We start from the raw sequence: 13602 nt of genomic DNA on the forward strand, positions 1-13602 counted from the left end.
GGAAAGTCGTCGCAAAGTCGCCGGACCCGAGCCCGGGGCGGCTGCTGGACTGTGGCGTCGGCGAACGACGTACACCGGCTAGGGGACGGGACCGCCTCCACATGACGACAGCCACCACCCTCCCGACCTCGACGGACCCGGCGCAGGTGTGGTTCGCCCGGGCTGCGCCGCACGCGCCGGAGGCCGCGGCGGTGCCCTTCACGGCGTCGTTCCAGGCGACGATCTCCCTCGGGGCACTGGCCGGTGGCGCGGCCGTGGACCACGCCACCCCGTCGGTGGTCATGGCTCCGGGCGGCACGGTGGCCGCCCTCGCCACGGTGGTGATCGTGACGGCGAAGTGGCCGGCGGTCTGAGCCGCGCGTTCGCCTTGCGGCCGCGGCCCGGCCTGCGGCGCACCGCCTCCACCTCCCCGCCTCCACCTCCCCGCCTCCACCTCCCCGCCTCCACCTCCCCGCCTCCACCTCCCCGCCTCCACCTCCCCGCCTCCGGCGGCCCCGTCCCGCTCGCGGTCACCGTGGCGCGAGCGTCGGTTCCGGGCCGAAGCGCCGCCGGTACGCCGAGGGGCTCAGGCCCGTCTCGCGGCGCAGTCGGGCGCGCAGGTTGGCGGCGGTGCCCAGGCCGCTGCGGCGGGCGACCACGTCGAGCCGCGGTTCACCGCGTTCGATGAGACGGCAGGCGAGGGCGACCCGCTCGCCGGTGAGCCAGGCCAGCGGGGTGGTGCCGAGCTGGACACGGAAGCGGCGGTGCAGGGTGGCGGGGCTGACGGCCGCGCGGGTGGCGATGTCGGCCACGGTGAGGGGTTCGCCGAGCCGCTCCTGGACCCAGGCGAGCACCGGCGCCAGCGACTCGTCCGGGGTGTCGGGGACGGGCCGCTCCACGAACTGCCGCTGCCCGCCGTCCCGGTGGGCGGCGAAGACCAGCCTTCGGCTCACCGAGTTGGCCACCTCTGCGCCGTGGTCGCGGCGGACCAGGTGCAGTCCGAGGTCGAGGGCGGCGGCGCTGCCGGCGGAGGTGAGGATGTCGCCGTCGTCCACGAACAGCACGTCCGGCCGCAGGTCGACCGAGGGGAAGCGGGCCCGGAACGAGTCGGCCCACTGCCAGTGCGCGGTGGCGCGGCGCCCGTCGAGCACCCCGGCCTCGGCCAGGGTGAAGGCGCCGCTGCACATCCCCACCAGGCGTGCGCCGCGTGCGTGCGCACGTCGTACGGCGTCGAGGACCGCGGGGCGCCGGGGCACGTCGGTGTCCGGCCGGTTGGGCACGATCAGGGTGTCCGCGGTGTCGGCCGCGTCCAGTGCGGCGACGCCCGTGAGCGTGAAGAACCCGTCCCGCATCAGGGTGTACGGCTCGGGGGCGCACAGGGCGAAGTCGTAGAGATCACGGCCGAGTTCGGGCCTGCGCAGGCCGAACACCTCGGTGACACAGGCCAGCTCGAAGGGGTTGGAGTTCTCGTCGACGATCACGACGACCCGGTGGGTGTGAGACGCGCGGGGCCCGTGCGAGGAATCTTGCGGCATATGCGATTTCTAGCACTCGCGGGGGCGGAGCACCACGGCCGAGGATGAGGTCATGAGCAACGAACCCCTCGCCCTGCACCAGGCCCTGGCCTCCTTCGACGCCCTGTGGAGCCCCCGCATCGTCACCCGCGTCAACGACTACGACGTACGCGTCGCCAAGGTCGGGGGCGAGCACGTCTGGCACGCCCACGACCACACCGACGAGTTCTTCCTGGTGCTCGACGGGGAGTTGGACATCTCCCTGCGGGAGGCCGGCGGCGAGCGGACCGTGACCCTGGCCACCGGCTCGGTCTTCACCGTCCCGCGCGGCACCGAGCACAAACCGTCCTCGCCGTCCGGTGCCTCGATCCTCGTGTTCGAGCCCAGTGGGACCCTCTCGGTGGGCGACCGCCACGACGAGGTGCCCGCCCACGTCGACGCGACGACCGGGCACGCGCTCTGACCGTCTGCCCTGCTCACCCGACGTACGTATCGGCAACGATCATGTTTCCGGCACGTTTCGGCGGCCCCGCCGGAACTCCCTTACCGTGAAAGGTACTTCCCTCCCCGGGTGATCATCTGACATCTTGCGTCCACCACTCGTTTCGTACGACCCGGTAGGTGCCACCCGTACCTGTCGGGTCATCGGAGGACGCATTGATACCCCCCATATCCAGACGCCCCAGACGTTTCCTGGTCGGCGCCGCCGCCCTCGGAGCCGCGCTGACCTTCGCGGCTCCCGCCCTCGCGAGCACCCAGCCCGTCGCCCCGGCTGCCGCCGCCCCGGCCCACGCGGCCGCGCCGGTCACGGCCCGGAGCGCGGCCTGGGTCGCCGGCACCCGTGCCTACCTGGTCATCACCGCACCCGGTGACACCTCGGCGGTGCGCTCGGCCGTCACCGCCAACGGCGGCACGGTCTTCTCGTACTTCGACGCGATCGGCGTCATCGTCGCCCACTCCGCCTCCGGCACCTTCGCCACCACCATGCGGGGCGTCAGCGGGGTCCAGCAGGTCGGTGCCACCCGCACCTCGGACGTCCCGGCCGACGCCTACAACCCGGCGCTGCCGGCCAACCCCGCGCAGTCGACCACCCCCGCCGGCGAGCCGGTCCGCTGGGACATGAGCCAGATCAAGGCCGACCAGGCCTGGGCCGTCTCCACCGGATCCGCCTCCGTCAAGGTGGGCATCCTCGACACCGGCGTGGACGACCAGCACCAGGACATCGCGCCCAACTTCGACGCCGCCGACTCGGTCTCCTGCGCCTACGGCAAGCCGGACACCCGCACCGGCGCCTGGCGGGACGTGGACAGCCACGGCACGCACGTCGCGGGCACGATCGCCGCCGCCAGGAACGGCAAGGGCGTCGTCGGCGTCGCACCGGGCGTGAAGATCGCCTCGGTCCGCCTCGCCGAGCCGACCTCGACGCTCTTCTACGCCGAGAACACCGTCTGCGGACTGGTGTGGGCCGGTGACCACGGCTTCAAGGTCACCAACAACAGCTACTACACCGACCCGTGGCAGTTCAACTGCCCGGACAACGCCGACCAGGCCGCCATCATCGAGGGCGTGCGCCGCGCCCAGGAGTACGCCGAGGGCAAGGGCTCCCTCCAGGTCGCCGCCGCGGGCAACTCCAACTACGACCTGGCGAACAAGACGACCGACAGCGAGAGCCCCAACGACTCGACGCCGACCACCCGCCGCATCACCAACGCCTGCCTCGACATCCCGACCGAACTGCCGGGCGTCGTCACGGTCTCGGCGATGGGCAGCGGCAATGTGAAGGCGTCGTACTCCAACTTCGGCAACGGTGTCATCGACGTCGCGGCCCCGGGCGGCGACGGCTCAGGCGGTGTGTACTCCACCCTGCCGGGCGGCAAGTACGGCACCAAGAGCGGTACATCGATGGCCTCGCCGCACGTCGTGGGTGTGGCCGCGCTCCTGGCGAGCGCCAACCCGGGCATCACTCCGGCGCAGCTGCGCGACAAGCTGGCCGTCCAGGCCAACGACGTCGCCTGCCCGTCGGACAGCCGGTGCACCGGCACCACCGCCAAGAACGCGTTCTTCGGCGAGGGCCAGGTGGACGCGCTCAAGGCGGTCGGCGCCACCGTCCCGCCGGGCCGGTACTTCGAGAACACGGCGGATGTCGCCGTCAACGACAACACCACCGTGGAGAGCCCGCTGGCGGTCACCGGTGTGACCGGCAACGCCCCGGCCGCGCTCAAGGTGGGTGTGAACATCGTGCACACCTACATCGGTGACCTGAAGGTCGACCTCGTCGCCCCCGACGGCACCGTGTACACCCTGCACAACCACGCCGGCGGCAGCGCGGACGACATTCACCAGACGTACACCGTCGACGCCTCCGCACGGGTGGCCAACGGCACCTGGAGGCTCCGGGTGAACGACAACGCCAACGGGGACACCGGCCGCATCGACAGCTGGAACCTCACGTTCTGAAGCCTCTGAAGCTTCCGGACCTGCTGAGTCCCTGAACCGCGAAAGCCCGGGCGCCCGCTCCCCGCGGGGGAACGGACGCCCGGGCGTCGTGAGGTCCACCGGAGACCCGTGACGGTGTTCCCGGGAGAGGCGAAAGCGGCCCTCCTCCCTACCGTTTACCGTTTCGCCCCCCGCCAGCCGCCCCACGGCCGCCACCACGGCCGCGGCGCCGTCCTCGGCGTGGATACGGGCAGCGAGCGCCCGGGCCCGGTCCCGGAAGGCCGGTTGTGCGACGGCCTCCCGCAGCGCCGCCGCCAGCCGGTGGGCGCTGAGCGAGCGCAGGGGTACGGGACCGGGGCCGACGCCCAGCGCGGTCAGCCGTGACGACCAGAACCCCGCGTCCAGTTGCGCGGGCACCGGCACGGCCGGCACCCCCGCCCGCAGCCCGGCGGCCATGGTTCCGGCGCCCGCGTGGTGGACCACCGCCGCCATCCGCGGGAACAGCCAGTGGTGGGGCACCTCGCCCACCGTGAGCACGTCGTCGTCGCCGACCGACAGCCCCGTCCAGCCCTCCTGGACCACGCCCCTGACTCCCGCTTGCCGCAGGGCGTCACGCGTCAGCGCCCCGAGCCGCTCCGAGTCGGCGACGACCAGGCTGCCGAACCCCACGAACACGGGCGGCGGACCGTTGCTCAGGAAGTCGGTGACCGTGCGTCCGGCCGCCAGCCGGGCTGCGGGTGCGGCCACCAGTAGCCCGATACGTCGAGCCCCGGCCGCCAGTCCTTCGGGCGCGGGACCACGGTGGGGGAGAACCCGTGCGGTACGGGCCACTTGGTGCGGGCGTCGAGTCGTCGCTGGGCCGCCGGGCCGCGGGCGGCAAGCCTCAGCTCCTTGCGCAGGGCGCGGGCGGCGGGCGCGAAGACGCGGTCGGTGGCGAGCTGGACGGCCGCGCCGGCGACGCGGTTGCCGTACCGGCCCATCGAGCGCGCTCCCGTGGCCACGGGCGGGAAGTCGCCGGTGGGCGCGAGCGGTTGCAGGAACACGCCCATGCTGGGTACGTCGAGGGCCTCCGCCGCGACCCGGGCCACCGGGGCGGTGGTAGCCGCGGAGAGGACCAGGTCGGTGCCCCGCGCCGCCGCGTCCAGCAGGGCCGCGGCGAGCGCGGGCATCAGTGAGCGTCCGAGGCGTACGAGCTCCACGACCGTTCGCGCCCTGGTCCGTGCGTCCAGCAGCCGCCGCCCGCCCTCGGACGCGAGTACCGCGCGGGGGTCGGCCGGCAGCGGACGGAAGCCGAGCCCGGCCCTTCGCACCACCTGCTCGAAACCTCGTGCGTGGCGATCGCCACATCGTGGCCCGCCTGCTGGAGACGTACGCCGAGACCGGTGTACGGCGCCACGTCACCGAGCGACCCGGCCGTCGCGATCAGGATGCGCATGGACGCAGTATCGCGGTGCCGGCCCGGTCAACAGGCGCAAGCCGCGCATGTGCCCTCGAAGCGGGGGCGCACCCCGTAGGACGAATTTCCATCCAATCGGATGATTTTTGTCAACCTTGCTCGGTAAGTGGGGAGTTAGACAGCAAGGCCCCGAGTCCGACCCCAAGTCCCCGTCCCTGTCCGTTTCCATGTCCGCGTCGCCCGATGGCCCCGAGCAACACCCACGCCGTCAGGGCGCGTCGGCATGTTCCGAGTTGTGCGCAGCGCTGTCCGACGACATCCGTAAACCCTCGAAGAAGACAGAGGTGTTCAGTGATCCGTGTGTGCGCCAGGTCCGCACTGGCTCTCGTCCTGATGCTCATCCCGATGACCGCCGCACCGACGTCCTCGGCGGCGGCCGCACCTCAGACCCTGACCGTGCTGACCTACAACATCCACCACGGCGCGGGCGCCGACGACGCCCTCTCCCTCGACCGGGTGGCCCGCGTGGTGAAGGACAGCGGCGCCGATGTCGTCGGCCTCCAGGAGGTCGACCGGCACTACGACGCGCGCAGCAACTTCGTGGACCAGGCGGGCTGGCTCGCCGAACGCCTCGGCATGCACGTGGCCTACGGCGCCAACCTCAGCCTCGACCCGCCGCGGTCCGGGGCGCCCCGGCGCCAGTACGGGACGGCCATCCTGTCGCGCTACCCCGTCATCAAGGCCCACAACACCCGGCTGCCCCGCCCGCGTTCGGGCGAGCAACGCGGCCTGCTGGAGGCGGACATCAACGTGGACGGCACGGCCGTGCGCATCCTGACCACCCACCTGGAACACACCTCGCAGACCGAGCGGCTCGCCCAGGCCGGCGCGATCAACAGCGTCATCGGGGACTCCAGCCGTCCCACCGTGCTGGTGGGCGACCTCAACGCCACTCCGGGCGCCCGCGAGGTCGGCGTACTGACCAGGCACCTCGGCGACGCGTGGCGCGCGGCGGGGGAGGGGGCGGGCTACACCTTCGACGCACGCGACCCGCACAAGCGCATCGACTACGTCCTCACCTCGTCCGGCCTCGCCGCCCGGCAGGCGGAGGTCATCGACAGCGACGCCTCCGACCACCTGCCGGTCAGCGTCGACGTCACCCTTACCTAGGCCCTAGCCCACGGCGGCCACGGCGGACGCGAACCGCTCCAGTGCGCGCGGATCGCTCTGAAGGAACAGATTCGGCTCGATGAGCTCCAGCTCCATCACCACCGGCGCCCTGCTGTCGTCCAGCGCGAGGTCCACCCGCGCGAACAGCAGGGCGTCGGGTGACGGAACCGCCGCGAGCGCGTCGAGCGCGGTACGGATCTCCGCCCCGGTCGGCTCGTAGGGAGCCGCGCCCGGGTGCGCGTCCCTGAAGTTGTCGATCACATTGGGCTCGGCCAGCACGGGCTGCTTGCGGATGGCGTGACTGAACGTCAGCCCGCCCTCGCCGGTGGAGAGGAAGACCAGTGCGCGTTCACCCTCCTCCACCAGCGGGAGGTAGGGCTGGACCATCGCGCTGCGGCCCTGGTCGAGGAGCATCCGGGCGTGGCGTACGGCATCCGCGTGCCGCCCGGGCTCGTACCGTGCGGTGTCCCGGGCGCCGGCGGACACCGCGGGCTTGACCACCGCGCCGGTGGGCAGATCGAAGTCGGCTTCCTCGCACCGCCCGCCCGGGTCGATGACACGCGTCGGAACGACGGCGACGCCGCGCCCGGCCAGTTCCGGCAGATAGCGCTTGTCGCTGTTCCAGCGCACCACCGGCAGCGGATTCCACAGCCGGGTGGCGCGCCCCGCCTTGTCGGCCCACGCGAGGAACTCGTCGAGCCGTGCCGCGTAGCCCCAGGTCGAACGGATCACCGCCCGATCGAATCCGCTCCACTCCACGGCGTCCGCGTCCCAGGCCACCAGCTCCGCGGCCAGGCCGTCGGCACGCAGCGCGTCGACGATCAGGGAGAGGTCCACGTCGTACTCGATACCGGCGGCACTCGTCACGATCGCGACCCTCGCAGCACCCATGGACACTCCCCGTTGCCTTGCACGTTGTACCGGAGCTCTTAGAACCCTCTTATAGTGCAAGACTATTCACGACGCATGAGATCAATTTCCTCGACCCACAGCCGGACCCACAGCCGGACCCGGGGCCGGGCCGCCGCCCACGGGCTCGCCGTCACCCTCGCCCTCGCCGCGCTCGCCGGATGTACCACGGCGGCCGGCGCCGAGGTGTCCGCCACCGGTACCGGGGACGGCAAGGTCACCGTTCCCCTCCGGGGCGGCACCGCCGTCATCGACACCGCGTCACTCGCCGTACGGGCGCGCCCGGCGTCCGGGGGAGAGCTGGAGCTGTCCGCCCCGGCCGCGACCGACCTCGGCCGGCCGGGCCCGGTCACCGAGATCCGAGGGGGAGCCCGCTGGACCTACCCCGCGAAGGAGTTGACGGTCACGGCCGTCGCGGAGCGCGGGCGGCTGCGCGTGAGCATGGCCGCGGGGCGCGACGGGGAGGTGCGGTGGCCGGTCACCGGTACCGACGCGTCCGCCACCGACCTCCAGCTCCCGCGTGGCGAGGGCCTCAACATCCCCGTGCGCGACGCGTTCTGGAGCGCGCCCGAGCGCGGACTGACCGGTGAGCCGATGGACATGGGCACCGGCGCGCTCACCATGCCGATGTGGGGCTATACGTACGGCAGTCGCGGCGCGAGCTATCTCGTCCCCACCGACCTCGGCACCTCGCTGGGGTTCGCCTCCGACCGTGGCGGGCTGCGCGGCACGGCCACCCACACCTTCGACGGCGGCGAGGACACCCGCTCGTACACCGTCACCTTCGCCCTCACCGACGGGAACCCGGTCGCCCCCGCCGTCGACTACCGCGACTGGCTCTCCGAGCACGGCAGGCTCGGCAGCCTCCGCGACAAGATCAGGGCCAACCCGGCCGACGGCAAGCTGCTCGGCGCCTTCCACGTCTATCTGTGGGGCGACGCGCGGACCCCGCAGGGCATGGAGGAGCTGCACGGGCTGGGCGTGAGCCGGATGTGGCTCGGCTACGACGCCGGAACCGATCCGATGAGCGCCCAGGCCGTCGCCGCCGCCAAGAAGAACGGCTACCTCGTCGGCCCGTACGACTCCTTCGCCAACGGGCAGGACCCCGCCACCGCCGACTCGCCGAGCTCGGCGTGGCCCGGCCGCGTCTACCCCGACTACTGCGTGATCGACGCGAAGGGCAAGCCGGAGACCGGATTCGGCAACCGGGGCTGCTACCTCAGCTCACAGGCGTTCGAGCAGTCCGAGCCGTCCAAGCACTACCTCGCCGAGCGCACGCGCCGGATGGTGGCCAACGGCGCCGACAGCTACTTCCTCGACGTCGACGCGGCCGGAGACCTCTTCCGGGACCACAGCCCGCAGCACAAGATGACCAAGGCCCAGGACCGGGCCCACCGCCTCGCCCGGATGAAGCGACTCCAGGACGGCGGGCTCGTCCTCGGCTCCGAGTCGGCCGGAGCGTGGGCCAACCAGGTCGTCGCCTTCAACCACGGGTCGGCGACCCCCGTCGGCAACGGCCTGTGGCCGCTGGAGCGCAACAAGGAGGTGTGGGGCGGATACGCCCCGGAGAAGGCGCCGAAGACCTTCTTCAAGCCGGTCGACCTGCCCGCGGACCTCGCCCGGGAGATGTACGACCCCAAGTACCGCATCCCGCTGTACGAGACCGCCCTGCACGGCTCACTGGTCAACGTCGAGCGCTGGGAGCTCTCCTTCGGCAAGCTGCCGCAGCAGAAGCAGACCCGCGCGTTGCTGGCCATGCTCTACAACGTCCCGTTGAACTACGTCCTGGACGGGCCGACCCTGAAGCAGGACGGGCCCGAACTGGCCGCTCTGCAGAAGTACTTCGCCCCGCTGCACGAGAAGGCGGGCACCCAGCGGCTGACGTCGTTCCGCTGGCTGACCGCCGACCGCGCCGTGCAGCGCACCGTCTTCGGTGACGGCGCGCTGACCGTCACCGCCAACTTCGGAACCACCGCGTCGCACGATGTGCCCGCGGGATGTGTGAGCGCGAAGCTCAAGGGCGACCGGCAGCCGAGGCTGCTGTGCCCGAAGAAGGTGGTGCGCTGACCCCTCAACGGGCCAGTCGCAGCTCGATCCACGGTGTGCTGTCACCGGGCAGCACATACCGCTCGAATTCGACGAACCCGTGGTTCCGCGCGAACCGCAACCCCTCCACGTTGGAGGCGAGGACCACCGTCTCGACCACGTCGGCGCCGAGCGCCCGCGCGTGGTCGAGGCCGCGGGTGTAGAGCTGCTCGCCGAACCCCTGTCCGCGGTGTTCGGCGAGCACGCGCGCGATCACCGTCGCCGTGCCCGAGCCGTCCTTCGGCGGACGCACCGTCGTGCACCCCACCAGGACGTCCCCCAGATAAGCGACCTCCAGGCGGTTCCGGTGGACGCGCTCGCGCACCTCGCCGAGCGACAGGGGAGCGGTGGGGATGATCACGTTGTGCACATGCCGCCAGTCCCGCAGCGTGGCGTCGCTGTCCGGCACCTGGATACGAAGATTGCTCACCGGAGCAGCGAACCCGCAGCTGGTGCGGGCAGTCAAGGGGCAGCTGGACCAGCTCCCACTACGACGCGCTCCCACTACGACGCGCTCCCACTACGACGCGGCGGACAGCGGCCGGGTGACGGCCCTGGCCCTGCACCCGTTCGTCATCGGCCTGCCGTTCCGCCTCAAGTACCTGGGCCAGGCCCTGGAGTACGGGGCGAACCACCCCGGGGTGTGGGTGACGAGGAGCGATGAGATCGCCGCCCACTTCGTCAGCGGAAGAAACCATGCGTCGGCAGGCCCGGACGGAACGGCATGATCACCCGCTCCAGGTTCGCCTGGATCTGTTCGGCCTCCCGGCGGACGTCGCCAGGGACGTCACCCCGTTCCCGTATGAGCTGGGCGTAGATCGGTACGTCACTGTCGCTGTTCACCGCGCGCTGTCCCTCCTGGCCGCCGGCGCGTCCCGCCGGCGGCACGATTTTAGGCGGTGCGGGAGGGCGGCCGAGCACGGCGGTCGGTCCGTGGCCGCGATCGCGCTCGCCGTGGTGCCCAGCGGGACCCACTCGGAGCGGCGGCCGGCCCACCGGGAGACGGCCGGCCCGTCGGCGGCGCGAGTCCGGGGTGGGGCCGGGAGTCGGCCTCCGGCGCGAGTCCGGCCCGCGTCAAGTCTCCTGCGCCCGGCGGCGGAGCCCAGGCCTGCGGTGTGCGGGCAGTCCCCGGCGGAGCCCAGGCCTGCGGTGTGCGGGCAGTCCCCGGCGGAGCCCAGGCCTGTGGTGTGCGGGCAGTCCCCGGCGGAGCCCAGGCCTGTGGTGTGCGGGCAGTCCCCGGCCAAGCCCAGGCCTGTGGTGTGCGGGCAGTCCCCGGCGGAGCCCAGGCCTGCGGTGTGCGGGCAGTCCCCGGCCAAGCCCAGGCCTGCGGTGTACGGGCAGTCCCCGCGGAGCCCCGGTCTCCGGTGTGCGGGCAGCCCCCGCCGAACGGTCGGCCTTCGGCGCAGGGGCGCCGCTGCGCAGCGCGCCCGCCACCGGCACGGGGCCGCCCTACGTCAACTCCGCCGCATCCAACCGGATTTCGACCCGCCCGCCGGGCACTCGCGTCCCGTTGGGCCTCGGCGTCCGCGTCCGCGACGGCCCGTCGTGCCGCCGCCTCCACGGACCGGGCGGCCACCAACTGGTCGACGGCCTGGTCCAGTCGCAGCCGCACCTCCCCGGCCACCGCGGATTCCGCTTTCCCGGACGCCGCGTCCCCGGATCGTGCTTCCGCGAGCCGGGAGGAGGCGTCCGGCTGCCCGGCCGCCGGGGAAGGCACCCCGGCGGCGGAGCTCGCGTACCAGGCCCCGCCGTCGTCCGCGCGGTCCCGGAGCAGCGTCACCATCGCCGGCAGGCTCTCCACCAGACGGCACGATTCGGCGAGGTCCGTGTGTGTTCGACGCAGTGCCTCCTCCACGCCCGGCGCGGGTCTGCCCACCACCTCGGAGGTGAGCGCCCGGTCGTGCGGCCGTCGGGCCTCGGCGAGCAGCTCTTCTCCGCGCAGGGGTCCCGGACCTGGTCCTTGAGTACGGTGTTGAGGCGCCCGAGCGCGACGACCCGTGCTCCGGAGCGGTATTCGCTCCACGCCGTCCTGCCGCCGCCGTACCGCTGCGCGAGCTCCCGCACCGTCTGGCCGCGGGTCACCTCACGCAGAGAGTCCGCGAGTTCGTCGGCGGCTTCCGTTCTGCCCTTCGGCCCACCTTGCGGACGTCCTGCTCCGGGCATGTGTCCCCCTGCTCCACCAGCCGGCCGCATGGTCCGTGCGTGGACCGACGCGCGTGCGGCCCCCCGGCCGCATCCCCCGCGCGAGCGCGGCACAGGGAACACCTTCCGGCTTGTCACGTCCAGCACAAGAAGCCACCGGTGTCTCGAATGCGCGCCCGCCCCCACCGGTGGAACGGGCGCCGGCCCGTCACGGCGGTGAGCTATGTTTTGAACACACATGGCATGAGAAGGAGGCCCGCCGGTGTCATCGGGGCAGAAGGCGCGCGCCCAGGCGGCCGCGATCACGCCGAGCGGGCAGGCGTCGGACCACGAGCGCCCCGCGGCGGACCGGGTGCGCGCCCTCTTCGACGGCCACCGCCTCTCCCCGGGGCAGCGGCGCATCGCCCAGTACATGATCGACCACCTCACCGAGGCCGTGTTCCTCTCGATCACGGAGCTCGCGGAGCGGGCCGGGGTGAGCCAGCCGTCCGTGACCCGCTTCGCGGTGTCCCTCGGCTACAGCGGCTATCCCGCCCTGCGTGATGTGCTCCAGCCGATCGCCCTGAGCGCGGTCGCGGGGTCGCCGGAGACCCGCGAGCAGATCCGGCACAACGAGCTGCAGGCGGCGGTGGACGCCGAGATCGAGAACCTGGAGAACGTGCGCAGGCTGGTGGCCAACACCAACCAGGTGCTGGAGATCGGCCGCGAGCTGGCCGGCTCGGTGCCACTGACCATCCTCGGACTGCGGATCTCCGTGTCCCTGGCGGAGTACTTCGCGTACGCGGCCCGGCGCATCCACCCCGATGTGCGGCTGGTGACGCGCGGCGGCAGCGTCGCCTACGACGCGCTGCTCCAGTCCCGCTCGGCGGGCGGCACCTGGGTACTGGCCTTCGCCATGCCCCGGCACGCCAAGGAGACCCTGGCCGCACTGCGGGCGGCCCGCAGCGCGGGGCTGCGCATCGCTCTGATCACGGACACCACCCTGGGGCCGCTGGTCGACGAGGCGGATGTGGCGCTGACCGCCGGCACCGGATCACGGCTGGTGTTCGACTCGTACGCGGCACCGAGCATGCTCGCCGCAGCCCTGCTCCAGGCGATGGCGGACGCCGATCCGGAGCGGACGCAGGCGCGCCTTGAGGAGTACGAGCAGGCCGCCGACCAGCACGGTTTCTTCCTGTAGGACCGATTCGCCCACCGGGCTCCCCGGGATCTTCACACCTTTCGGGTGCATGAATTTTTTCATACCCTTGTTTACTCAACGGTATATATGTTTACTGAGGCGGTGGCGATCCCCCGATCCCCCAGATGCCAAGGAAGGCGACCCCACGCCCTCCCAGAGCGAACAGCCGACGTGACGCCCCCCTCCTCGCGTCAGGCCGGATGTTCGATCGAGGCTTTCGGATCCGGGCGGACGCCCACGGGCGGCCTCGGCTAACCCCTAGGCCGGGGCCGCCCCCTTCCACCTCTCGATCAGAGTTCGACAACTTCGGAAGCGACGAGAATGCCCCACACGGCCCCCACCATCGCGCTCAGCCCGGACTGGCCCTGTCAGGTCAAGGAACCCGGGACGCGGGACTGGGAACGCACGGCCACCCGCTGGCTGCGCGACCTGCTGCCGGCCCGCTACGCCGGCTACTCACCGCTCACCCGCCACCACGTCATCCTCGCCCGGCACGCACAGCTCCAGCTCCAGCACGAGATGCGCGCGGTCCGGGTGGCCCTGCAGACCAGCCGGGCCGAGCTGCCCACACTGGGCGTGGCGGAAGCGGTCATCGAGAACACCATCCGGATGTACGCGACGGAGCTGGACCAGCTGGGCCGCCTCGCGCGCGGGGTGCGTCTGGTGACGGACGCGCTGATGGGCGACCATCCGGCCCACCGCAGGCCGTAGGCCACGTCCGCCCGGCCGAAGCCCTCACGTATCCCCCCGCCTCACGTCATCGCCGCCCCCAGCGCCACGAATCCGCGGAT

10 protein-coding genes and 2 pseudogenes are annotated in these 13602 nt (G+C 72.3%); 8 read left to right on the forward strand and 4 right to left on the reverse strand.

Features of this window, described 5'->3' with window-relative positions:
- Positions 1-140: 140 nt before the first annotated feature.
- Positions 141-353 (forward strand): annotated as a pseudogene (locus ACFWA7_RS00190) (MFS transporter); the annotation flags it as partial.
- A 156-nt stretch (positions 354-509) separates the two neighbouring features.
- Here ACFWA7_RS00190 and ACFWA7_RS00195 read toward each other — a convergent pair.
- Complete coding sequence (locus tag ACFWA7_RS00195) at positions 510-1514, reverse strand: helix-turn-helix domain-containing protein (RefSeq protein WP_385536425.1); 1005 nt, start codon at positions 1512-1514, stop codon at positions 510-512.
- A 52-nt stretch (positions 1515-1566) separates the two neighbouring features.
- Here ACFWA7_RS00195 and ACFWA7_RS00200 point away from each other — a divergent pair, with 52 nt between their 5' ends.
- Both ACFWA7_RS00200 and ACFWA7_RS00205 read left to right on the forward strand, forming a co-directional pair.
- The gene (locus ACFWA7_RS00200; RefSeq protein WP_385819863.1) at positions 1567-1956 is read left to right on the forward strand and encodes a cupin domain-containing protein; all 390 of its coding nucleotides are present in this window, start codon (positions 1567-1569) and stop codon (positions 1954-1956) included.
- Positions 1957-2150: 194 nt separating this feature from the next.
- On the forward strand, positions 2151-3950 hold the full coding sequence (locus ACFWA7_RS00205) for a S8 family serine peptidase (RefSeq protein WP_385819865.1): 1800 nt from the start codon (positions 2151-2153) through the stop codon (positions 3948-3950).
- A gap of 171 nt (positions 3951-4121) precedes the next feature.
- On the opposite strand, the pseudogene ACFWA7_RS00210 reads toward ACFWA7_RS00205, so the two are convergent.
- Positions 4122-5364: pseudogene (locus ACFWA7_RS00210) on the reverse strand (glycosyltransferase); the annotation flags it as partial.
- A gap of 321 nt (positions 5365-5685) precedes the next feature.
- On the opposite strand from ACFWA7_RS00210, the gene ACFWA7_RS00215 reads away from it, so the two are divergent.
- On the forward strand, positions 5686-6495 hold the full coding sequence (locus ACFWA7_RS00215; RefSeq protein ID WP_385536420.1) for an endonuclease/exonuclease/phosphatase family protein: 810 nt from the start codon (positions 5686-5688) through the stop codon (positions 6493-6495).
- A 3-nt stretch (positions 6496-6498) separates the two neighbouring features.
- Here ACFWA7_RS00215 and ACFWA7_RS00220 read toward each other — a convergent pair whose 3' ends face one another.
- The gene (locus ACFWA7_RS00220) at positions 6499-7386 is read right to left on the reverse strand and encodes a RimK family alpha-L-glutamate ligase (RefSeq protein ID WP_385819867.1); all 888 of its coding nucleotides are present in this window, start codon (positions 7384-7386) and stop codon (positions 6499-6501) included.
- A 75-nt stretch (positions 7387-7461) separates the two neighbouring features.
- On the opposite strand from ACFWA7_RS00220, the gene ACFWA7_RS00225 reads away from it, so the two are divergent.
- Entirely contained in the window at positions 7462-9471 is a 2010-nt protein-coding gene (locus tag ACFWA7_RS00225) for a glycoside hydrolase (protein WP_385819869.1), read from the forward strand.
- Positions 9472-9475: 4 nt separating this feature from the next.
- On the opposite strand, the gene ACFWA7_RS00230 is transcribed toward ACFWA7_RS00225, so the two are convergent.
- Complete coding sequence (locus tag ACFWA7_RS00230; RefSeq protein ID WP_385536414.1) at positions 9476-9919, reverse strand: GNAT family N-acetyltransferase; 444 nt, start codon at positions 9917-9919, stop codon at positions 9476-9478.
- Here ACFWA7_RS00230 and ACFWA7_RS00235 point away from each other — a divergent pair.
- The 3 genes from ACFWA7_RS00235 to ACFWA7_RS00245 all read left to right on the forward strand — a co-directional run bounded on the left by ACFWA7_RS00235 (position 9912) and on the right by ACFWA7_RS00245 (position 13522).
- Positions 9912-10217 carry a hypothetical protein gene (locus tag ACFWA7_RS00235; RefSeq protein ID WP_385819871.1) on the forward strand — a complete coding sequence of 102 codons (306 nt, stop codon included), beginning with the start codon at positions 9912-9914 and terminating at the stop codon, positions 10215-10217. The two genes, ACFWA7_RS00230 and ACFWA7_RS00235, sit on opposite strands and share 8 nt — an antisense overlap.
- Positions 10218-11893: 1676 nt before the next feature.
- Positions 11894-12811, forward strand: coding sequence for a MurR/RpiR family transcriptional regulator (locus ACFWA7_RS00240; protein ID WP_385536408.1), 918 nt, complete (start codon positions 11894-11896; stop codon positions 12809-12811).
- Positions 12812-13132: 321 nt separating this feature from the next.
- Positions 13133-13522 (forward strand): hypothetical protein, encoded by a 390-nt coding sequence (locus ACFWA7_RS00245; protein ID WP_385536406.1) that lies wholly within the window; start codon positions 13133-13135, stop codon positions 13520-13522.
- Positions 13523-13602 lie beyond the last annotated feature (80 nt).

Origin of the sequence: Streptomyces sp. NPDC059994 (assembly GCF_042737755.1) — a bacterium.
Taxonomy (GTDB): Bacteria; Actinomycetota; Actinomycetes; order Streptomycetales; family Streptomycetaceae; genus Streptomyces.